Origin of the sequence: Paenibacillus sp. FSL H7-0323, assembly GCF_038002725.1 — a bacterium.
GTDB classification, from domain to species: domain Bacteria; phylum Bacillota; class Bacilli; order Paenibacillales; family Paenibacillaceae; genus Paenibacillus_AQ; species Paenibacillus_AQ odorifer.
The window spans coordinates 2,983,701-3,005,520 of sequence record NZ_JBBODB010000001.1 but is presented as its reverse complement, the minus strand read 5'-3'; the positions used below and the strand labels follow the sequence as shown (position 1 = coordinate 3,005,520).

Genomic DNA, 21,820 nt, shown 5'->3' with positions numbered 1-21,820 from the left:
ACCAGAAGGTTCAGTTGGCCTTTAACTAAACACAGAACATTAATCCTATCGTTACTGGAGGTTGATGCACTGTGTTTTTTTCTGCGAATTTCTTCGTTTGCTTCGCGCTATGAAAATGTTGAAGTTAATATTCTGTTGAGGATCTCATCACTATCTGTTTACGATTCAGAGTTAGAGTTAGAGAAGGCCAAGCGAAAAAGGAGCTTTCTCATGAACACAGATCCTAAAGTGCTTATTGTAACTTCGGCATTTGGAGACGGGCATCTCAAAGTAGCAGAAGCGATTGATCATTCTTTTAGACGTAGAGGGATCAGCCGGATTGTCACCTTGGATCTTTTCGCTGCAGTCTACCCTACTCTGAATGAGCTGTCCCGCAGATTCTACCTGAACAGCACAGGTTATACTCAAGAATTTTATGGATTAGTGTACAAGTTGACGAGCAAGATGAACCCAGACCAGTTCATGGGTAGATGGATTCATTCTATGGGCAAGCGGAAAGTGCAAAGGATCATCGACGAGATCGGACCGGATATTATCATTCATACCTTTCCTTATTTGGCCGCTGCAGAGCTTGCATCAACAAAGGGGAGACGGATCCCCCTTTTCACTGTCATGACGGATTATGTGGTTCATGGCAGATGGCTTCATCCACAAACCACAAAGTATTTTATCGCTACGGAAAGCATGAAAGCAGAACTGATGTCATTAGGTATTGCTGAAGAAAAGCTTGTGGTTAGCGGGATTCCGATTCGTGAAGCTTTTGAACAGACTCAGGAACGTGAAGCCCTTTTACGTAAGCATGGACTAGATGGAAATCGGCATTATCTATTACTTGCGGCAGGAGCTTACGGCGTGTTGAGTGATATTAACCATTTAATAATGAGGGTGCTGCAGCTATCAAACTTCGATGTAATGGTATTGTGCGGGAATAATCATAAGCTCATGATGGCTACGGAAGAGCTTTTTCAAGGGAATCCTCGGGTACATATACGGGGTTATACAGAAGAAATGCAGGAGCTAATGTGCATATCCTCCTGTCTGTTGACCAAAGCAGGGGGGATTACCTTGACTGAGGCGATGGCTCTAGCACTTCCTGTAATTGTCTATCGTCCGCTCCCCGGGCAGGAGGCAGGTAATGCAGAATGGTTGTCTGAGCACAATTTAATAGAGATTGCCCGAAACGAGGAGCAGTTAGTAGAGCAGCTTCAGAGATTGGAGCATCTGGGGTACAGGGATGAAAAGGTGCAGGATATGAAGAACTTTTCCCGGAAATCAGCCGCGGATGCTATCGTTACTGAGGCTTTAGAGGTTATCAAGCTGCGGCAGCCGTCTGTTACAGCCGTAAAATCTATGGTTGTTGAAGGGCAGGCGAAGACGATTCATGGATATTATTAGCAAGGTAGAAAGACCACGCGTTGTGGGTCCTCTAATTGGAGGCTGGCTCGGAAGCTCAGGGAATGAATTGCTGCCTTTTCAAGTAAGCGCCTGTTTATTTGATTATAATTATTTATTACCAGATAAAGGGTCGATAAGATGTTATTATTTGTATGGGTGAATTTATTGAAAATGCTGCTTAATTGTCATTGGGGAGGTCAAAATGTACACGAATCAGAAGTTAGAGGATAGTTTGCATGAAATGCTAATCAAGCTTGTGGAAAATGAAAAGTTTCCGGGATTAGCGGCCGGAATCGTAAAGGACAACCAAGTTCTGTTTACTGGTGAATATGGGACGGCAAATTTATCGACGGGTGATCCTGTAGTTCGTGGCACTTTGTTTCACCAAGCCTCTGTCTCCAAAACCTTCGTAGCAACCGCCATTATGCAATTAGTTGAGCGTGGTAAGGTAGAATTGGATGCTCCCATCACTAAATACCTGTCATATTTTAAGTTAGAGGATGAGCGGTATCAAAATATAACAATAAGACAGCTTATGAATCATACCTCTGGTATGCCTGATGAGGAAGATTACGCGTGGGAACGCCCTGAATACGACGAGCAAAGTCTTGAACGATATGTAAAAGGGATAGGTCACCACAAGCTGTTAAGCCAACCGGGAGAGAAATTTGCCTATAGTAATATAGGATATGAGATCTTGGGAGATATGATAGCAAAAGTCAGCGATATGAGCTTCGAGCAGTATATGGAAAAAAATATTCTGAAACCGACAGGAATGCAGTCCAGTTCTTTTCTTAAACAGGAGGTTGAAGCTTATATTGCTGCACCTCATGTGCTTGGAGCTACCCATGAATGTGATGGCTGCGTTAGTAGTGTTTTTCCATATAACAGGGCTCATGCACCTAGCTCCACTTTATATACCCATGCCGAAGATATGTGCCAATATCTGCTGATGCATCTAAACGGTGGAACAGCCGGGAACGGCAATGAAGTCCTCCAGCCAGGTAGCTATAATGAAATGTGGAAACCTCATGCACAAACGGGCTATGATCCGGAAAATGCACAGATAGGATTGGGCTGGTTTCTAGGAGAATATAAGGGTTCTCGTATTCTCTCACATTCCGGCTGGGATACTGGATTCTTAAGCAATCTGTTCCTGCTTCCTGATAAAAAAATCGCTATTTCTGTTATGAGTAATTGTGACTATGTCAACATGGGCAGTGTATGCTTCCCAATCCTTGATCTGTTGCTTGGCTCCAATATTTAAAATGAGTCTGTAAATGATTTTACAACTTCATAACAAGGGGCTTCGTACTTTATAACATTCGTATCTTAAAGTACATGTAAGTCAAGCCCACTTACACTATGGAGGTTATGAGAAATGAAGAGTAAAGATGTGAAATCAGCCCTCGGGGTGATCGCGATATCCAGTGGTCTGCTAGCCCTCACTGCTTTGGCAGTGCCCACAATCGTCGCTTATACTACAGTGAACCAGAATGTGTCTCAAGCGAACGTTTCCTACACGCAAGAACTCAACCAGAAGCCAGCTGTTCAACTGGCGAGTAGCCAGATCCCGGTACTTAAGGTTGCAACCAAAACACCGGTCTCGACGATCAAGTCTTATTTTGAGCGCACAGTCACTGCTGAAGAAATTAAGCAGATTAATGAGTATGCAGAGAAGGCCAGGCTCACTGGCAAGGATGAACAGCTTACGCGGCAATTTACGGACCAGGAGAATAAGCGGCGGATGTTATTGGATGATCAATACAAGTACGATGGCTTACGGCCCAAGCAGAAGCTACCTTTGAAATCAGGGAGTTCCGAATTTTATCTGGATCAAAGCAAATTTACCTATGTAATTCCTAAGCGCGAACTGACTGATGAAGAAATGCTGCAATTGATCGACTGGAATTATCGCTTTAATTATGTGGTAAGCCTCAATCTTGTCGTGGCACAGCCAGATAAGAAGGACATCAGTCAGGATGAAGCCCTACGCAGAGCAGAAGAGAGCGTAAGCCGTCTATTCGGTGTCGATCTCTCAAAGTTGCAGGCTCAGACCTCATATTATAAACCTTTTCCTGATTCGAAAGGGCAATGGTTCGTTAATTTTCTACCTTACCGTGCAGAGACACTGCGGGCTCAGGATAAGTCTTATTTCATGTATAATACGTTCGTGGATGCAAAGAGCGGAACCGTACTTGATACCACGATAGTGGACATGTCCTATAAGAGAACTCCGATTACAGCCGCTATGAATAAACAGATTAGCCAGGATTCCAGCTGGCTTCAAGCCGCTAAATCCATTGTGGTGGACAAGCAGGGCGAGACCCGTGCGATAACCAGCTCCTCTATCATTAAAGACAGTGCATATGACAAAAGCGGAGTAGTAGCGGTCTTGGTCAAACTGAAAGACGGTAGCTCCTACACGGTAGAGCTGCGCTATCCGGAGAAGACTCTGCGTTGCCTGATCTATACACCGGTTTCCAAGTAATGAAGTGAACCAGCGTTATAAACTTCTTTAGTATTTACAACCTACAGCAAGCCCCACTCGGGGCTTGCTGCTCTGCATTTTGAGAGCTGGTGGATGACTATTGTGAGAGCAGGCATAGGTATAGGAATTTCTTTTTACAAGAAGGGATGGTTAGATGCTAGATATTAAATCCTTACAAGAATGCCCTCTTCGTCAAAATGAGCTTATTGAGTATGTCAAAAAACGATGGCCAAAAGTACAACAAGTTGTGCTCCCCAATATACAAGAAAGTTTAATCTCAAAAGATGAGGAGTTCCCTTTTACATTTTTGCTGTTGAAACATGATGTAATCATCGGGTTTTATCAATTAATTGAGCAGGAATTTATAACTCGAAAAGATTTATCACCTTGGATTGCGCCATTGTTTATTGACGAAAGTGAGAGGGGTAAAGCACTAGGAGCCGTTTTGTTGGAGCATGCCAGAAAAATAGCTGGGCAACTAGGTTATGCAAAAGTCTACTTGGCGACGGATCATATTCTTTATTATGAGAAATATGGATTTAAGGAAATAGGTCTGGATAACTTCGAGTGGGGACGGCCCACCAAAATATATGAACATGACACTATTACATAAATGACCCAAATGACCCAAATGGAAAGCAGGAGTTATCATGGAACATATCTTCGAATTAACAAAAATAAAGAGTGAAGAAATAACGATACTCGAACTGCAGGATGCAATGGATAGAGGGGATGTTAGTTCTAGGGAACTTGTTATGTATTACATGTATCGGATAGCAACGTTTGACCAGAGTGGTCCCATGATAAACTCTATTATGGAAATGAATCCAGATGCGATTTATATTGCCGAGGCATTAGATCAGGAAAGGAAATTAAGCGGAGCACGAAGTCTTCTACATGGTGTGCCTGTATTATTGAAAGGAAATATTGAAACGAATGATAAAATGCATACAACTGCGGGCGCATTAGCTTTGGAAAACCATGTTAGCTCGAACGATGCTTTTCTTGTCCAAAAACTAAGGGATGCTGGGGCCATTATACTTGCAAAAACAAATATAACGGAATGGGCAAATGGGATGTCATCATCCATGTGGGCTGGGTATAGCTCAATAGGAGGACAAACCAAAAATCCATCCGGTGATCATTTTCCGGGGGGGTCCAGTACGGCTTTTGCCGCTTTCGTTGAAAATTACTTATATAACCTTCCGGCTCAACTTCCTGTCCATAACCTAAATGAATGGATGGAATGGAACGAGCGGAATTCGGAAAAGGCTTTGAAATATGGACAAGATATGCTGGACTATCGATCACAGCTAGATAAACCGTTGAATCATTCGGAATATATTGTAGAGTCTATCTCTGGCTTATATTATTCGCAAAATATGGGGATCGATCATGCTTTAGAAAAGTATGGATTGGATGCAATCCTGTTTCCTGCTTATGTCGGAGCTGATTTAAGTGCTAGAGCAGGTTATCCAACTATAGCAGTGCCCGCAGGCTTTCAAGAGAATGGAAGAGCCTTACTTATTAATAGAAAAAGGTACATTTACAAACGAACGTATGTTTGCTAAAATGTTGATGTGGATAAAAATACCAAAGTGAAGAAAAAAGCGTTTGAGATTAGCAATCCATAAGAAACAACTCAAGTTGAATTCTGCTAAAATGTAGTTAATGTCTAATGTAGATATCCCTCATGAACAAAGGAGAACTGAAAATGAGAAAACTCGTTCTATTTCTTCACGCATCGCTTGACGGTTTTGTAGAAGGGCCGAATGGTGAAATGGACATTGGCTGGGTTTCCTACGATGCTGATTTGGAGAACCATGCGAAAGAAATTCTGAGTACTGCCGACACTGTCATTTGGGGACGTGGGACTTATCAGATGATGCACAGTTACTGGCCATCTGTCCCTTCGAACCCATCAGCTTCGCAGCATGAACGGAATCACGCCGAGTGGATCGAAAAGACAGCCAAAATTGTTTTTTCCACGACGCTGGAGAAAGTCGAATGGAATAATTCCAGACTCGTGAAAGAAGCTGTCGAGAAAGAGATCAATATCCTCAAACAGCAGCCCGGCAAGGATATGGTCATCCTCGGCAGTCCTAGATTCGCACACCACCTTATGCAGCTTGATTTAATTGATGAGTATAAAATTACGGTTTCTCCCGTCCTGATCGGTAAGGGATTGCCATTATTCCAAGGTCTCAAGGAGAAGAGAAATCTTAAGCTAATCGAAAACAAGACCTTTGATTCTGGAGCCATAGGTCTCGTTTACCAGACGGTAAGATAACCTTGTCACTTAAGGTGATTGCTCACGGGGAACGTTATTGGAACGACAACAGCGGCAGTCTAAGACTTTATTTATCAAGTCTTGGTCCGCCGCTGCTTCTTTTAATGGATCCAGTCTAATACTTTATTTTTACCAAACACTAATCAGATGTTGGTTCTTTCATAAACCATGAAATATGGGTGCATCGCTTACAAATAAGGATGGCAGCGTTTTTGTTCGCCCAGTCAAAGCCTAAAAATGATGCGCCGCTTGTGTTAAGCAGTTTATAATCCAGATCAAAAGTATCGTTTTGACAGCAAGGACAGATTATTGGTGCGCCTGCAGCACTGTATCTCATTTTAAAAACCTCCTGTGGATTTGTATAATACTTTAACGTATTTGAGGTTATTCAGGTTTCGTGCACTTGAACTTACTAGTTAATTTGGGGTGAAGTTATGTTTAGCTGGAAAAAAGCTTTGTCAAAGGTATGTGAACTTTATTTTTCATCCAAAATGAATTCGAATTTAGAATGGATCTTGGTTGGCTCGGTCGGTTCGGTTCTTCAGGGCTGTGAAATGACCCCAGGAGACGTTGATATTTATACAAGGAATAAGGAAGGGCTTGACCAATTTGCAGAACTTCTTAAAGAATTTTCCCTTTTGGATAAATGTGAATTTCCTCATGGGGATAACTGGTTATCTTCTTTAGAAGAACCTACATTCACTCAAACCTTTTCTTCGGGATTTTCTTGGACAAAAGGGAGTTGGATAATCGATGGATTTAAGGTGGAGGTTGTTCATATTTCCAATTCAGCTGGAATTCCTGATTCTATGGATGGTGGGGGGGGATGGGAAGGTGGACAATTCATTTGGAGCCATTTCAAAAACGTGGAGATCGGACCGTATACTATTCCTACGGTTCCGTTAGAAATACAGTTGGAATCTAATTTAAGACGAAAAAGATCAGATAGGACACAAGCGATTATCGCTGCATTACAAAAAAATGGCTATGATAAAGAACTAATCGATAAAGCCTTATCAAAGGAACACTTATCTTATTTTTATTCCCAAATTGGTTAGGCTGAGAAGGCGAGGGACTGATTTTGACCCATAATATTATTGAATACTGTTTAAAAAAGAACGGAGCAACAAAGGACTATCCTTTCGGATTCGATCCATTGGTGATTAAGATTGCCGGTAAAATGTTCGCGCTTATTTTTGAGAATAAGGGGAATTCTGCTTACATAAATCTAAAATGTGATCCGGTGATTGCAGGGAACTTGCGAGAGCAGCATGAGAGCGTTCGGCCAGGATACCACATGAACAAAAAACACTGGAATACGATTGTTTTGGATGGCTCCTTACCAGAGTCGGATATCTATTTAATGATTGATCATTCTTACGATAGGGTTGTCCAAAATCTTCCCAAGAGCCTCCGACAAACGATCTACTGAATATGGCATTAATTTGTCGTTTAAATGGTAATGGACTGGTATAATATGGTTTATAATCATGGAAAGGAGTTGTTTTTATGTCTGACTTTTTTAATTCAGGACCTAATCCCAATTTGTCGGACCCTGCAGGCCATAAAGCAAACCATGATGTAAATGCGCAAAAATATCATACTGAAGGCGTTCCTGGATTTTGGAGCGAGGTAACTAATCTGTTGATCGTTGTGGCTATAATTGCCGTCATTTTTTTAGTTATAAGGTTTGTTTTATGATTACCCTGGTTTAGAGTGAAGATATTGACTTTTAGGAGGCGGTTCCATTGGTAACTATCATTAGGTGGACAGAATTTAGAAGGATAACGCCTACTCGTCCATAAACTGCGTATTTCCTTCTGAATGAGGGTACTAGATGCAAGAATATAACATTAGTATAATGAAAGACTTTTCAAAGCATTACATTGACCAAATCCGGATATTAGAACAACTTTGCAAGACGTCCGACAGGTCAAGTTTGAGGGTGGGTATAGAAAGCCTTAAGGAGAGCACCGTCTGAATTCCTCATGGTTTTTAATCGGGCACAAATCGCTGGATCAAGCCACTCCGGTTTAGTTGTGCGATTGGAAGAAGATCAGGATTTAGAGTTCATGGTTAAATGTTCATCACAAGCCTTTGGTGATTCAGAGTCCTGGACTAGGAATTATTTAACTCGTACCAGAGAACCGGCACGGATTACTTACATTGCTGTGGACAACATGATTCCGGTTGGGATGATCAGAGTCAATGATTTAGATACAAATACTGCGGTTATACATGATTTTTGTGTGCTTCCTTCGTGTCAAGGCAGAGGATACGGTCGTGAAATTCTTTCAGAGGTAGTTAAAATCTTGCGAGATCAGAAGAATACTCAGATTCGTCTTAGCGTGGTCACTCAAAATAGAAATGCATTATCCCTCTATCAGTCGGTTGGGTTCGAGGTTACTGCGGAGTTTAATTACTATGTAATATCCGTCGATATGATTTGTTAAAGAAGAGGCGCTACTCATGCGCCTCTTTCTTTTTTGGCATGCCCTTCTAATTATCACGCTGAATCTAGCTATAGTTAATACTTATAACCTGCCATAGCGCATTGGTAGATCGGTATAGTCAGTCGGTTATGCTATATTAATTCTAATAATTTGTTTACGAGGAGATTAATATATGAGCATTCAGACCAAACCCCAAAAACGAACCGTTACTCCATTTCGATATGATATCGTGGGCAGCTTCCTGCGCCCCCAAGCGTTGAAAGAGGCTAGATTAAAATTCAAGAACGGTGAAATTACTGCCGAGCAGTTGAAGGAAGTAGAGAACGACGAGATCGTTAAGCTCGTGCAGAAACAAAAAGAGGTGGGGCTTCAAGCGGTGACTGATGGTGAATTCCGCCGCTCTTGGTGGCACCTCGACTTCTTCTGGGGACTTGACGGTGTAGAACGGACAATTATTGATCAAGGTTACCAATTTAACGGTGCAGAGTCCAGACCAGAAACAGCCCGACTGACCGGGAAAATAAGCTACAGCAGCCATCCTTTTGTTTCGCATTATGAATTTTTAAAAGGTGCTGCTGGTGAGGACGTTGTTGCCCGTCAATCGATTCCTGCGGCTGCACAATTCCTGTTCGAGCTAGATCGGGCGGAAAACAAAGAAAGCACAAATGAATTATACCCGAATCGCGAAGAGCTTATCTCGGATATTGCCAAAGCATACAAAGCATCGATTCTTGCCTTCTATGCAGCGGGCTGCCGCAGTATTCAAATCGACGATTGTACGTGGGGAGCGCTTTGCGACGAACAGTTTATAGCGTTTATGAATCAGATTGGCGTGAACGTAGCTGAATATGCAAGCGAACTTGCAAAATTGAATGAGGAAGTTGTAACCGGTCTGCCGGAAGATCTTGTTGTAACGACCCATGTATGCCGGGGCAATTATGTTTCGACTTATGCTGGAGTAGGTGGAGGCTACGAGCCTATCGCGCAAACGCTTCTTAATATCAATAACTACTCGGGTTATTATCTGGAGTTTGATACCGAACGTGCAGGCGATTTCAAGCCATTGCGCTTTTTGAAAGACAATCAGCAGGTTGTGTTAGGTCTGTTCTCATCCAAATTTGGTGAGCTTGAAAGGAAGGAGGATATTCTGAAGCGTATTGAGGAAGCGAAGCAATACGTTGATCTAAACCGGATTTGCCTTAGCCCGCAATGTGGCTTTGCTTCCACGGAAGAAGGCAACCACCTGACTGAAGAGCAGCAATGGCGTAAGCTTGCTTATATTAAAGAAATTGCTGAAGAGATCTGGAACTAACTTTAATTAAAAATAGATAGAGATAAAGATAATGCACCTTTAGCCATTCGGATGTTTATCCGTACAGTTAAAGGTGTATTTTGTTCTACAGCGATTTTACCGATATACTTGGCTAGTTCTATCTATACCGTGACGGAGGATTAGGGAAAACCTCCCTAATAAAAGTCGATAATTGCTCTAAATGAATGAAATTAAGGATTAACTCCCTAAAAACAGAGCAATATCAAGATTTACAGCCAAATCACTTAAATTTCAGGGAAGAATTCCCTGATTATTAGTCTGATGACCAGAATCCTCAGAATATTAGGGAGGTTTTGCCTAATTATCTCCAGGGCGAGCATATGATTGAGCTTTACGGAGTTTTTGTGCCACGCTCAGTATAAAAGAAATCACCCCCGTTTAATAAACGGGGGTGATTTAGCCTAAGAAGTAAGAGTGGCAGCTTTTAATTGTCTTTAGAGTGTCTTTCGCCAACCTGGAATTCATCGGCATGTTCAAACATATATTTCACGGTCAAAGGGTCTTGACCAGTAAGTTGTTTGAAGTCGTCCGTATAAACATCCATTTTTCCTTCACGAATAGCTTGTCCGAAAGTAACCATACCTTCTGAAGAAAAGGGGGCTTCGGAGCCTTCTTTAAATGCACCATCGGTGGTTCTAGGCACGCCCATTGCTTCGAATACGGCATAATTTTCTTCGTCCGTGTTTTCTTTGTAGGTGATATGATTGCCCGTTACTTCATTACCAATCTTAATGAAGTCGGTAATTGTCATCAATTCAAGCCCGTTGATATTTAGAATCGCTTCCTGATAGTTATTGGAGGCTAGGGCATACGCAACGGCTTTTGCGCAATCCTTCCGCGAGATATAAGCCATTTTACCGTCACCTTGATTGTTTGTTAATACCCCGTCACCCTTCACATACGTAAAGTAATTGGTTATCATGGCTTCCGCATATTGGGAATTCCGAAGGAAGATATAATCTAGCCCAACGCTTTGAATATAACGTTCGGTATACACATGGTCAATTTTTTCTACGCTTGGATTGCTTTCATCGGCTGCGTTGACCAAAGAAGTATAAATGATCTGTTTGACTCCAGCTTCTTTGGCAGCATCGACCACATTTTTTTGTGCATTTTGACGTTTCTCTCCAACAAAAGGCATGGAGATTAGAGCGAGTTTATCGGCATGAGCAAAAGCTTCGGCAAGGCCTTCCTTGTTATTAAAGTTGGTCACATGTGTTTCAATCCCTTGTTCCGCATATTCTTTCAAACATGCCGGATCGTAAGCGCAAAAAATGATTTGGTCTTTATCTACCAGCTCCAACAAGTATTCCGCAGCTTGCTTCCCTAGATTTCCATCGACACCAGTCAACAATAATTTACCCATGATCGTTGTCACTCCTTGTGGATATGATTTATACCCTTATGGTATGTGAAAAAAAGAACATAGTCTAACACATAAAACTTATGGTCGATTGCTAAATCCAATTTGGATTTGTTGCAGGAAGGAGGGCAAGGCCGGGTTTGTATTATTTTTGAGATAACCTGCTTCGATTGCAAAGGTATGGTGTGAATCATCTAAAGGAATTAGCCGGACTTCATCTTGAAGATAAGCGAGCTGATAGTTATCCGGGAAAAAGCCAATCAAATTCTCTGTGATGATATAAAACAATTCTGTCTCCACATCGTCTGCGGTTCGAAGAATGTTCGGCTGATAGCCGTCTTCAATTGCATGCTGGATCATTAGATGATAAGAGTTTCCAATAGCTGTTGGATTCAGCATGACTAGCGGATGTTCATATAACTCCTCTTTGGCGATCGATTTATGATGAAAGAGAGGATGGTGATGACTCACAGCTGCACAATAACGTCCCTTATATAAGGGATAGGTTACAATGTCCTCTTTTCCCTGAAACTCGGAATCAAAGGCAATAGCCATGTCGTAAATCCCTTTTAGCAAGTATTCTGCAATATCTTTTAGCAATACTTTATTCAGTTCCAGCTTAATATTCGGATGATGATCCTGAAACGAGGGAATCAATTTCAACAAACTTTGGATATCCGTCATCGCCGCATATTCGATACTCAGGGATTGCGTATTATACTTTTGAAAGTTTTCCATGCTCAGCTTCATATGATTATATTGCTTCCAGAGGATGAGGGCTTCGCCATAGAAAAGCCATCCGGCTTTGGTTGGCTCAATAGGGATCTGCTTTCTGTCAATCAATTGAATGTTGAATTCCTCTTCAAGCGCGGCGATTTGTTGACTAATGGTGGTCTGCGAAACATAGTTCTTTTTAGCTGTTTCCGTAAAATTTCTGCATTCCACGAGATCGATAAAATATTTAATCCTTCTTATGTTCATAGTATCCTCCGCCTGCCGCTGTTTGCTTTTATTATAACCCAGAAAGTAAAAAAGAGAGCCTCGGTTAGAGACTCCCTTTGTTGTACTACTCTTATTTTGTATAGTTATCGAAATAACCTTGGATATAAATCATTGGTGTTCCTTTATCGCCACTACCAGAAGTCAAATCAGATAATGATCCAATCAGGTCAGTTAATCTACGAGGTGTAGTCCCTTGGGCTTCCATCGCACCAACTAGATCATCATTTTTATTCTGGATGTATTTAGAAATGGCTTGTTTTAACTCTTCACCACGAAGATGAGAGAAGTTGTTATCGGCCAAGTATTTCAATTTTACTTCATTTGGTGTTCCATCAAGTCCGGCAGTGTAAGCAGGGGAGACAACTGGATCTGCGAGCTCCCAGATTTTTCCGACTGGATCTTTGAATGCTCCATCGCCATAAACCATAACTTCTACAGTTTTACCTGTAATTTCTTTGATTTTTGCTTGGATACCATCCACGATAGGCTGGCAGTTGTTTGGAAATAGCTTTACACTTTCTTCTGTAGCTTTGTTTGATCCTAGCAGACCATAAGCTTCGTTAAAGCCGCTGCCATCGATTGATTGTGTAAGAATATCATCCAAACCAAATACTTTTTCAGCACCGTTGTTTGTGAGAATGCGTTTGGTTCTGAAGCGAGTGTGAATATCGCAAGTTAATACATTTTTTGTATAGTTTAAAATGGTTTTTGGGTTGTTAGAGAAGATGACTTCACAAGCCACACCTTCAGCTTCAATTAAACCTTTATAATATTCAATATAGTCAACCCCTGTGAATGGGTGCTTAATATAGCCGAAAAACTCACGGAACTGAGCTTCTGTTAATACATCTGTCCATGGATTGATACCTTTAGCATCTAGTTCGTCGATGTCTACAAGGTGGTTGCCTACTTCATCAGCTGGATAGCTTAACATTAGGACTACTTTTTGTGCCCCTTTGGCAATACCGCGTAAGCAGTTAGCAAACCGGTTACGGCTAAGGATTGGAAAAATGACCCCTACAGTTTCTTCGCCGAATTTCCCCTTTATATCAGCAGCAATATTGTCAATCGTTGCATAGTTTCCTTGTGCCCGAGCAACAATGGATTCAGTTACGGTCACAATGTCACGATCTTCGATCGAAAAACCCTCGACTGTTGCTGCTTTCAATACCGTCTGAACTACGATTTCTTCAATGTTATCCCCATTGTTAATGATAGGTCCGCGAAGTCCACGTACAACTGTTCCAACTACTCTTTCCAATATGATCTCTCCTCTAATAAGGGTATACTCTATATTATTAAAATGGTTTTAAAGCCAATATTACTATACCCTTTTAGAGCGATATAAGTAAAATTAATGTTTATAATATCTAATATAAAAATGATTTATAGTTAAGGAGGATTACAATTGGCGCGTGTGTTATTTATTAATGGTGGATCAGAGGGACATATTAATCCCACGATTGGCGTTGTGGAAGAGCTTATTTCTCGTGGCGAAGAGGTAGTGTACTTTTGTATAGAAGCTTATAGAGAACGTATGGAGATGACGGGGGCTACAGTACGAACATTTGACGATCAGAAATTTATACAAGCTTTTATCTCAGGTGGAAGAAATTATGTACTCGAAAGAATCAACGGTCTTTTACTTACGACAGATATAGTTATTCCAAGCGTTCTTGAACAGATCAAAGGGGAGCATTTTGATTACATCATCCATGATTCTATGTTTGGTTGTGGACGTTTGTTAGCTCAAATTCTTAGGCTTCCGGCCATTAGCTCCTGTACTTCTTTTGCGCAGACAAAAGCAGCATTCGATGAAATGTTAGAACAATTTTATACTACAGTTCCTGCAGAAGTAACTAATCCTATAAAGGATAAATTCCAAAGCTTGACGCAAATGGTGAAGGGCAAATATGATGTGGACATCGAATCCCCTTATGAAGTGTTTTGTAATCCTGCCCCACTTACTATCGTTTATACAACTAGGGAGTTTCAACCTGAGGGAGAAGCTTTCGACCCGTCTTATATCTTTGTAGGACCCTCCATCTCTTCACGATTAGCTCCAGAAAACTTCGACCTCATGGCAATTAAGGGGAAAAGTCCAATTTACATTTCACTCGGCACAGTTTTTAACCAAGCCATTGAATTCTATAAACTTTGTATTGAAGCATTGGGGAACACGGAGCACACTATTGTGATGTCAATTGGAGATAAAGTCCAAATCACGGATTTAGGGGAAATTCCGCAAAACTTTTTCGTGAAAAATTATGTTCCACAAACGGATATCCTGCAATACACAAAGTTATTTATTACACATGGTGGAATGAACAGTATCAATGAAGGGCTTTATTACGGGGTTCCGCTAATTGTAATTCCACAAAGTGCGGATCAGCCAATAATTGCGGATCAAGTCGTCCATGTCGGAGCAGGCATTAAGTTACAAATGCAAAGTTTAACTGCAACTCAACTACGAGAAGCCGTAGATCATATATTAAGCGATTTATCTTATAAAAAAGCTGTCTCCAATATCAGTGAATCGTTTCGGAACTCGGGTGAGTATCGACGAGCTGTTGATGAGATTGTTCGGGGAGGGGGAGTCGTATGAACAAAATGGACCGGTTGTTAGCTATAGTGCTTGAACTGCAGCGTAACAAAATGTTGCGGGCGGAGGATTTGGCTGCTACGTTTGAAACGAGCGTAAGAACGATCTATCGGGATATTCAGGCACTGAGTGAAGCGGGCGTTTCCATAATAGGAGCGCCAGGGCAGGGTTACTCCTTAATCGAGGGGTATTTCCTGCCACCCGTTAGTTTCACGCTGGACGAAGCAGTGACATTGCTTATAGGAACTGATTTTATCGAGCAGCGGTTTGATGCACACTATGGTAATAAGGCTAGAAGTTCTAAAGCAAAGATAGAAGCCATCCTGCCGGAAGCTATCCGCAGTGAAGCATCACAGATTCGCAAAAGTTTTCGTTTATTTGCATCCGCAGAAGATATAGCACCCATACAAGAGAAGGCATGTTTGGAAGCCATTCGTGGAGCGATATTGGAGGGAAGGAAAATAAGATTTCGTTATTCCAAAAGAATCGCCGAAGCCGATGGGAACCGTCAAAGTATTCGTACGGTTGCTCCTTATGGACTTGTGCTTCATCACGGGTCATGGGTACTCATCGCCTGGTGTGAATTGCGTCAAGACATCCGTCATTTCCGGTTATCCCGAATGAGGGAGCTTATTAATCTGGAAGATGAATTTATACTGCCAGCAGATTTTCATCTGGAGGTATACCAACCTCCTGATGATCGCAACGTTCATGTGCTTATCTTAGTCCAAGCTGACATAGCCGATAAGGTAAGGGAATCAAATAATTTCTATATGGAAACTATTGAGGAGCATGCGGAGGGGGTACTTGTTACTTTTCGCGTTCGCGAGCCAGGGGAATTGCTGCAATGGGTGCTTGGCTGGGGAGGCGGTATGGTTGTGCTGGAGCCCGAATCTTTCCGTGATCAGGTTAGAAATGAAATAGAAATAATGTTAAAACGCTACTGACATAACGCTGTCAGTAGCGTTTTTGTATACTTGGACCATCAATGACTACAGGAGCTGATATATGATGATTACAACAAAAGAAGTCTTACAACGATTTGAAGAAACTGCGACATACTATATTCAAGAATTAGAGCGATTCAATCTGGAGCAGTTGAAGCAAAAGCCGAGTGAAAACGCCTGGTCCATCGGACAGATGTTTCAGCATCTCATTAACTCGGCGCTATATATGCAGCTTCGTAATATTGATCAATGCCTTTTGCTAGACCAAGATCCCTTAGTAGCTCATGTGGGGAAAACTGAGGATGGTGCGGCTATATTTGCGCAAGGAAGCTTTCCGCCCATTCGTATTCAGGTTCCGCCTTCCGCCCAATATACGCCGGAGCAGCCGGAGAGCAAAGAACAATTAATTCAAGGGTTACGTACAGTCATTCAAAGAATGAGAGAGATCGAACCCTCTCTTGAAAAAGCGTCCAAACAAAATACCGTATCTCACCCGCGATTTGGTGGACTATGCGCGGAGGAATGGTTCCTACTTATTGAAATGCACTATCGTCATCATCTTCTGCAGCTGGAGCGGTTAAACAAAGAGTTGTTGTTTAATTCCATATTTGCACCTAAAGAAGGGTTCATCAATAACATTCAGGTTGTGAAAGGATCATAAAAAGAGTTTGAATGGTCTTAATTTTCTGAACCAAGCGTGGCCTGAACGTGATTCTTATACTCACTAGGATTAACACCAAAGTGTTTTTTGAATAACCGGGTGAAATAAAATTGATCGTGTATACCGATTTGCGTGGAAATTTCTTTAATGTATGGATTCCCTTTAAGTATTAATTCTGCAGCTTTTTCCATTTTCACAGTATTAATGTAGTGAATGATGCTTTGCCCCACTTCTTCTTTGAAGATTCTGGACAGATAGTTCTCACTTAAGTTGACATGCTTGGCAATCAGAGATAAGGTGAGCTTCTTCTGATAATGTGTGTTGATATAGTCAATCGCTTGTTTAACATCTCTATTGTGTGTAGTTACGATCTGTTGCTTTTGATGGGAGAATAGTTGGAACACAAGCTCCATTATAGATAGAACGTCAGTGGTACGTTTACTGCTGGCGATATTTTCTATATAGGTCTTCAAAAGCTTCGGATCCTCGACAATGAGATGAGCATCGCATAAGGGAAGATAATGCAGACAATTTACGATGAACTTTTTGGTTTCAGCAGGATTAATTTGCTTGGATTTACAGGTGACGAGAATTTGCTGAGTTACTTGATTAACGGCTTCAACCCCTGAAAGCTTCCAGTTCTGAATTAATTGCGTCGAGAAATCATGTACATCCTCGAAGTCCAGCGTATCCTTTAAATGGACATCCTTTGGATCTATAATCGTTATTTCGTTGTAAAATTGGATTTGCAAGGATTCTTTACATCGCTCTAGGGTTCGTTTTGCTTCAGCATATCCCCGTACAGGATCAAAAAAAAACAATAGTAGGGGTGATAGAAATATACATTTTGATTAACCGAATGACCCTCTGGATAAAGTCTGTGCGGATAATTTGATGATCGTCTAAGGTATCACAGGAGATTAGAAGCAGCAGCCCATTAGATTCTAGCTGAATAATTTCTAACTGATCTACGGTCTCCAAGATATCCAAGATAATGTTTTCAATAAAGGATACGGAGATGTGATTTTGTCTTTCGTTTTGGGTGGCGTTATTCTGCTCAAAAGTAATGTAGAATAAATAACAGCTGCTTTCGCTGAAAGCGAAACTTATAGCATCATGCTGATCAAGCTGCTGCACATCGTAATAAGGATCGGTGAAATAATCTTTTAGCAGCGCATTTTTCACGCTTTTTAAATTGTGCTGCAATAACTGTGTTTGGGTCTCCTGCTGCTGCCTAGATTGAAGCTGCTCTTGAATTAGCTTCGTAGATTTCTCCAGCAAATGGATCAAATCCTCCGTTTTCATACTAATCTTCAGCATATAATCTATAGCCCCAAGCACTAAGGCTTCACGAACTAACTCATACTCCCCGTGGTTGCTCGCCACCAGAATTTTTCCTGCAAACCCTCTGTTATTCAGTTCTTTTATCAGCTGCAGACCATCCATATTAGGCATTTTGAGATCTGTAATGATGATATGGGGATTAAACTTGTCTACAAGTGTTAAGGCTTCCACTCCGTCAGAGGCAGTAGCACAGATCATGTATCCAAGCTCTTCCCATGGAATCATGGTTCTGAGCGCGACTTTAACAATAGGTTCGTCATCCACTAGCATTACATTATACATAGGATACATAGTATCACCCCTTAAGTTCGTATGTTTGTTTAGGGATAATTAGGCGGCAGCAGGTTCCATGACCCATTGAGCTTGTGATGAACAGCCCGTAACTCTCACCGTATTGAAGTTTAATGCGATCGGCCACATTTGAAATTCCGATACCCGACAGATTGTCAGCTTTTTCAGATTTGGTGGTGTCAAACCCTTTTCCGTTATCGATGATCTCAATAATAAGGGTGTATTCATTTTTTGCGTATACCTTAATTTGGATTAGAACTTTTCCTCCTATATCTGTAACTCCATGAAGAATCGCGTTCTCTGCGATCGGCTGCAGGATGAGCTTGGGGATCATGCTCTGTAATAAAGACTCATCCAAGTCATATTCAATGTCAAACCTGTCGGCATAACGTATTTTTTGAATGGCAAAATAATGATCCAGATTGTTCAGCTCCTGCTTGATGGTGATTTGCTCATCTTGATCGATAATGGTACTACGCAGCAATTCAGCTAGTGAGGAGATGCCGTCGCTAAGGACGGGAACCTGGTTAATCATCGCCAGCCATCGTAAGGAGTTAAGTGTATTAAAAAGAAAGTGAGGATTAATCTGCGATTGCAGCATTTGCAATTCGAGCGAACGTCTTCTTTTCAGATCTTTCTTTTGATCCTTCATCAGCTGTTCCATTCTACTGACCATGCTGTTAATTCTATTGGCCAACACGCCCATTTCATCGTTGCTGTGATCTTCGATCCGGCTCGATAGATCACCATAAAAAATTTGATTGCAGAAGACGATGATTTGTTTGATTGGTTTCAGGATGCTTTTATACAATACGATAATAATTAGAATACACACGACTACAATGATGCTGACAACAATAAGTAGTCCAGTGGTGATTTTACTTGTCTCTGAATTGATATAAGAGAAGGGCACGGTAGAAATCATGTACCAGCCTAATTGATTATTGTTAATATAGGAGATTTGCTGCATTTTGCCATTGACCATGCCTTGGAAGGAATGGTTTTTCTTTGCCTCTTGTGTCTTGATTTGCTTAAAAAGCTCATCTTTATAATAGGGTTCTCCTAGCGGAGTATCCTTTTGATTCGAGGACATTACTTTTCCCTCCCTATTCATAATAAGGAGACTGGAACCTGTACCTAAATCCACACTGGAAAGAATGACTTTTGAAAATAACTCCCCACCAATAAAAACAAACACATGACCTAAGGGAACGCCAATGTCATCTTGATCAAAAATTTTCCGGCCCAGGACAATGGTATTGTAAGCGCGATAGCTTTTTGCGTAGTTAAGACTGTCATAAGGGGCATTGAGCTCTACTTGTTTCATAATTTCTTCATACTTAGGATTGGGGATGCCATCGTAGCCTAATTCATAAATAGGTTGGTTCTTGGCGTCGATGACCCGAACGTTCTGGACATATCCGGGGTAGATGGTTCTATATAAATTGTCCATGGCATGATTAATGGCAGCATTGCTAGGAGCGGGTTCATTTGGTGCTGCCGATAAACGCTCCTGAATAATACTATTGGTAGAAACAGAGCCTGCAAGATATTGATAGTTGTTAAGTTCACTTAACATCGTTCGATTAAGCAGCGTTAAAGCCTGAAATGTGGATTTACTTAATTTATTGTTAATAGATTTGGAGTAAATGGTGTAGGAGTAGAAACCTATAAAGATGATTGGGATCACGGATACGATTAAGAAAATGACGGTTAAGCGATTTTGAATTTTAACCTTGCGCATGATTTGCGGAGGATTAGGAAAATGCAGCTTCCCTTTGCGTCGACTCAGGTGGATGACCTCCCATTCACTATCTTTTACTTACAAGTTAACATAAAAAGAACTATGGAATATATATGCAGCGGCGAAAAGTGAGAATAATCTATGGAATGGATAATATTATCCATTCCGTTAACGGCTAAGTTTACAGGTTATGTGACCCTGATGAATAAGCTTGTACGAGCTCGCATTGGAAGATGGATAAGATAATACATAGGTAGGTTTGTATTGTAAATGTAAATATAGCGTAAATCCTTCTATACTTAGATTATTAAAAAAGCGTTTACAAGAATATCTTAAGGAGGGCGTTTATGAAAAAGACTATGAGTACATTATTAGCAGTAATGCTGCTAGGTGTGGGGTTGCTCGGCTGTGGGAACAGCAATAATAAACCTGCTGCCTCGAATGAATCTGATTCAACGAAAGCTACGAGCACCGCGCAAGCTACAAGTACAACGAACACCGAGAAGACTAAAGAAGAACCTGCTAAAGATTTTGATAACAAGGAACTTAGCATTGCTGTATTCCAAGGGGGATATGGTGCGGATTATTGGAATGAAATTGTCAGCAAATTCGAAAGTGCTTATCCAGGTGTGAAAGTGAACATGACGATTAATCCTAAAGTTGGTGAAGTAATCCGGCCGCAGATTGTTGCGGGTAATCCTCCCGACTTCCTATCCGTTACAGATACAGAGCAAAGTGGCATCGTGCTTTCACTGATTAAAGAAAAAGGACTGCTAGATATCAGCGATGTATTTGAAAGCAAAGCGCTTGATAAAGAGGAGACGCTTAAGGATATGATTCTACCGGGGATGCTGGACAGTACAAGATTTCAGCCCTATCAAGATGGAAAGACGTACCTCGCACCTTTTAATGCTGGACCGATGGGCTTGATTTACAATAAAACACTGTTCACAGAAAAAGGCTGGAGTGTTCCTGAGACTTGGGAGGAGTTCTTTGCTTTAGGGGATGAGCTGAACAAAGAGGAGAACTACCTAGTTAATGCAGATGGAACCAAAACGAAGCGGGCTTTATTCACTTACCAAGGCATCTATCCGGATTATTTGGAGGAAATTCTCTACCCGGCCATTGCGAGTGCGGGGGGAAAAGAAACGCTGGATAAAGTCTTTGCTTATGAGGAAGGTTCATTTAAGAACGACACGATCAAAAAAGTACTGGATATTTTCTATAAAATCTCTAAAGACGGTTATCTGATGGACGGCACGGTTGCCTTGAACCATACACAGTCGCAGACCGATATGATGATGGGTAAAGCTTTGTTTATCGTAAACGGGAACTGGATGGAAAATGAAATGAAGGATTCACCTAGAGAAAATGGATTTGAATTTGGGATGACAACAGTACCTGTGTTCAATAAAGGCGAACAGAAGTATGTGCTTTCCAGCTACGAGCAATTCTCCATCCCTGCTAAGGCCAAAAATCCTGAGCTCGCTAAGGAATTCTTAAAGTTCCTGTATACCGATGAATCTGTAAAACTATTTGCGGAAAAAGCGAATGGGGCGTATGCGCTTAACGATGCGAAGGAGCTGTCTAAGCCATTTTTGACTAAAGGTGTCTATGACATGTTTGAGGCTTATAATGGTTCCATTTCTATTTTACAGGGCTGGCAATCGTTACCGAAGGGTTCCAAGGTTAGTGTAGTCACTGAAATGTTCAAGAATACGGTCACACCAGTGATGACAGGCCAAATGACCACAGATCAATGGATGGATAATGTGGAAAAAGCTTTTGCACAGATTCGTAAAGAGAAAGCGGCTAGTAAATAATCTATAGTATCTCATGCAAATGCATCCTGTTAGGAATGGATAAGGTTATCTATGAACGGGATGCATTTTGTATGAAGGGGA

General features: G+C 41.3%; 22 protein-coding genes. 15 read left to right on the top strand and 7 right to left on the bottom strand.

The window, feature by feature from the left end:
- The first annotated feature begins 210 nt into the window (after positions 1 to 210).
- The 6 genes from MHH89_RS13735 to MHH89_RS13710 all read left to right on the top strand — a co-directional run bounded on the left by MHH89_RS13735 (position 211) and on the right by MHH89_RS13710 (position 6,176).
- On the top strand, positions 211 to 1,395 hold the full coding sequence (locus tag MHH89_RS13735) for an MGDG synthase family glycosyltransferase (RefSeq protein ID WP_076194978.1): 1,185 nt from the start codon (positions 211 to 213) through the stop codon (positions 1,393 to 1,395).
- Between the two features lie 202 nt (positions 1,396 to 1,597).
- Complete coding sequence (locus MHH89_RS13730) at positions 1,598 to 2,662, top strand: serine hydrolase domain-containing protein (protein ID WP_076194980.1); 1,065 nt, start codon at positions 1,598 to 1,600, stop codon at positions 2,660 to 2,662.
- A gap of 114 nt (positions 2,663 to 2,776) precedes the next feature.
- Positions 2,777 to 3,886 carry a hypothetical protein gene (locus tag MHH89_RS13725; RefSeq protein WP_076130216.1) on the top strand — a complete coding sequence of 370 codons (1,110 nt, stop codon included), beginning with the start codon at positions 2,777 to 2,779 and terminating at the stop codon, positions 3,884 to 3,886.
- Positions 3,887 to 4,040: 154 nt separating this feature from the next.
- Positions 4,041 to 4,499, top strand: coding sequence for a GNAT family N-acetyltransferase (locus MHH89_RS13720; RefSeq protein ID WP_038572615.1), 459 nt, complete (start codon positions 4,041 to 4,043; stop codon positions 4,497 to 4,499).
- A gap of 37 nt (positions 4,500 to 4,536) precedes the next feature.
- The gene (locus MHH89_RS13715) at positions 4,537 to 5,457 is read left to right on the top strand and encodes an amidase family protein (RefSeq protein WP_341087333.1); all 921 of its coding nucleotides are present in this window, start codon (positions 4,537 to 4,539) and stop codon (positions 5,455 to 5,457) included.
- A 143-nt stretch (positions 5,458 to 5,600) separates the two neighbouring features.
- Positions 5,601 to 6,176: a dihydrofolate reductase family protein gene (locus MHH89_RS13710; protein WP_076307288.1), complete on the top strand. Its 576-nt coding sequence runs from the start codon at positions 5,601 to 5,603 to the stop codon at positions 6,174 to 6,176.
- Between the two features lie 139 nt (positions 6,177 to 6,315).
- On the opposite strand, the gene MHH89_RS13705 is transcribed toward MHH89_RS13710, so the two are convergent.
- A complete protein-coding gene (locus MHH89_RS13705) occupies positions 6,316 to 6,513 on the bottom strand; it encodes a hypothetical protein (protein WP_076130220.1) in 198 nt (65 codons plus the stop codon).
- Between the two features lie 97 nt (positions 6,514 to 6,610).
- Between MHH89_RS13705 and MHH89_RS13700 the strand changes: the two genes are divergently transcribed.
- From MHH89_RS13700 to MHH89_RS13680, 5 genes are all read left to right on the top strand, one after another.
- A complete protein-coding gene (locus MHH89_RS13700; protein WP_341087329.1) occupies positions 6,611 to 7,234 on the top strand; it encodes a hypothetical protein in 624 nt (207 codons plus the stop codon).
- Between the two features lie 23 nt (positions 7,235 to 7,257).
- The gene (locus MHH89_RS13695) at positions 7,258 to 7,608 is read left to right on the top strand and encodes an MmcQ/YjbR family DNA-binding protein (protein ID WP_076217962.1); all 351 of its coding nucleotides are present in this window, start codon (positions 7,258 to 7,260) and stop codon (positions 7,606 to 7,608) included.
- Positions 7,609 to 7,685: 77 nt separating this feature from the next.
- On the top strand, positions 7,686 to 7,877 hold the full coding sequence (locus MHH89_RS13690) for a hypothetical protein (protein WP_076104342.1): 192 nt from the start codon (positions 7,686 to 7,688) through the stop codon (positions 7,875 to 7,877).
- Positions 7,878 to 8,248: 371 nt separating this feature from the next.
- Positions 8,249 to 8,629 (top strand): GNAT family N-acetyltransferase, encoded by a 381-nt coding sequence (locus tag MHH89_RS13685; protein ID WP_341087327.1) that lies wholly within the window; start codon positions 8,249 to 8,251, stop codon positions 8,627 to 8,629.
- 172 nt (positions 8,630 to 8,801) lie between these two features.
- Entirely contained in the window at positions 8,802 to 9,941 is a 1,140-nt protein-coding gene (locus MHH89_RS13680; protein WP_341087325.1) for a 5-methyltetrahydropteroyltriglutamate--homocysteine S-methyltransferase, read from the top strand.
- Positions 9,942 to 10,386: 445 nt separating this feature from the next.
- Here the strand turns inward: MHH89_RS13680 and MHH89_RS13675 are convergent, their stop codons facing one another.
- The 3 genes from MHH89_RS13675 to MHH89_RS13665 all read right to left on the bottom strand — a co-directional run bounded on the left by MHH89_RS13675 (position 10,387) and on the right by MHH89_RS13665 (position 13,588).
- The gene (locus MHH89_RS13675) at positions 10,387 to 11,328 is read right to left on the bottom strand and encodes an NAD(P)H-binding protein (protein WP_076217959.1); all 942 of its coding nucleotides are present in this window, start codon (positions 11,326 to 11,328) and stop codon (positions 10,387 to 10,389) included.
- 78 nt (positions 11,329 to 11,406) lie between these two features.
- A complete protein-coding gene (locus tag MHH89_RS13670) occupies positions 11,407 to 12,306 on the bottom strand; it encodes a LysR family transcriptional regulator (protein WP_340976602.1) in 900 nt (299 codons plus the stop codon).
- Positions 12,307 to 12,397: 91 nt separating this feature from the next.
- Complete coding sequence (locus MHH89_RS13665; RefSeq protein WP_340033398.1) at positions 12,398 to 13,588, bottom strand: coenzyme F420-0:L-glutamate ligase; 1,191 nt, start codon at positions 13,586 to 13,588, stop codon at positions 12,398 to 12,400.
- Positions 13,589 to 13,735: 147 nt separating this feature from the next.
- Here MHH89_RS13665 and MHH89_RS13660 point away from each other — a divergent pair, with 147 nt between their 5' ends.
- The 3 genes from MHH89_RS13660 (at position 13,736) to MHH89_RS13650 (ending at position 16,537) form a co-directional block, all read left to right on the top strand.
- The gene (locus tag MHH89_RS13660) at positions 13,736 to 14,932 is read left to right on the top strand and encodes a macrolide family glycosyltransferase (RefSeq protein ID WP_341087323.1); all 1,197 of its coding nucleotides are present in this window, start codon (positions 13,736 to 13,738) and stop codon (positions 14,930 to 14,932) included.
- Positions 14,929 to 15,876 carry a helix-turn-helix transcriptional regulator gene (locus MHH89_RS13655; RefSeq protein ID WP_076130229.1) on the top strand — a complete coding sequence of 316 codons (948 nt, stop codon included), beginning with the start codon at positions 14,929 to 14,931 and terminating at the stop codon, positions 15,874 to 15,876. The genes MHH89_RS13660 and MHH89_RS13655 overlap by 4 nt, the downstream gene beginning before the upstream one ends.
- Positions 15,877 to 15,943: 67 nt before the next feature.
- Positions 15,944 to 16,537: a DinB family protein gene (locus MHH89_RS13650; RefSeq protein ID WP_076307303.1), complete on the top strand. Its 594-nt coding sequence runs from the start codon at positions 15,944 to 15,946 to the stop codon at positions 16,535 to 16,537.
- A 17-nt stretch (positions 16,538 to 16,554) separates the two neighbouring features.
- Here MHH89_RS13650 and MHH89_RS13645 read toward each other — a convergent pair whose 3' ends face one another.
- From MHH89_RS13645 to MHH89_RS13635, 3 genes are read right to left on the bottom strand one after another with little or no spacing between them, the layout of a single operon-like run.
- Positions 16,555 to 17,289 carry a helix-turn-helix transcriptional regulator gene (locus MHH89_RS13645; protein WP_341087320.1) on the bottom strand — a complete coding sequence of 245 codons (735 nt, stop codon included), beginning with the start codon at positions 17,287 to 17,289 and terminating at the stop codon, positions 16,555 to 16,557.
- Positions 17,290 to 17,344: 55 nt separating this feature from the next.
- Entirely contained in the window at positions 17,345 to 18,172 is an 828-nt protein-coding gene (locus MHH89_RS13640) for a response regulator (RefSeq protein WP_341087319.1), read from the bottom strand.
- A 4-nt stretch (positions 18,173 to 18,176) separates the two neighbouring features.
- Positions 18,177 to 19,916: a cache domain-containing sensor histidine kinase gene (locus MHH89_RS13635; RefSeq protein WP_076130231.1), complete on the bottom strand. Its 1,740-nt coding sequence runs from the start codon at positions 19,914 to 19,916 to the stop codon at positions 18,177 to 18,179.
- Between the two features lie 347 nt (positions 19,917 to 20,263).
- Between MHH89_RS13635 and MHH89_RS13630 the strand changes: the two genes are divergently transcribed.
- Positions 20,264 to 21,739: a carbohydrate ABC transporter substrate-binding protein gene (locus tag MHH89_RS13630; protein WP_341087315.1), complete on the top strand. Its 1,476-nt coding sequence runs from the start codon at positions 20,264 to 20,266 to the stop codon at positions 21,737 to 21,739.
- Positions 21,740 to 21,820 lie beyond the last annotated feature (81 nt).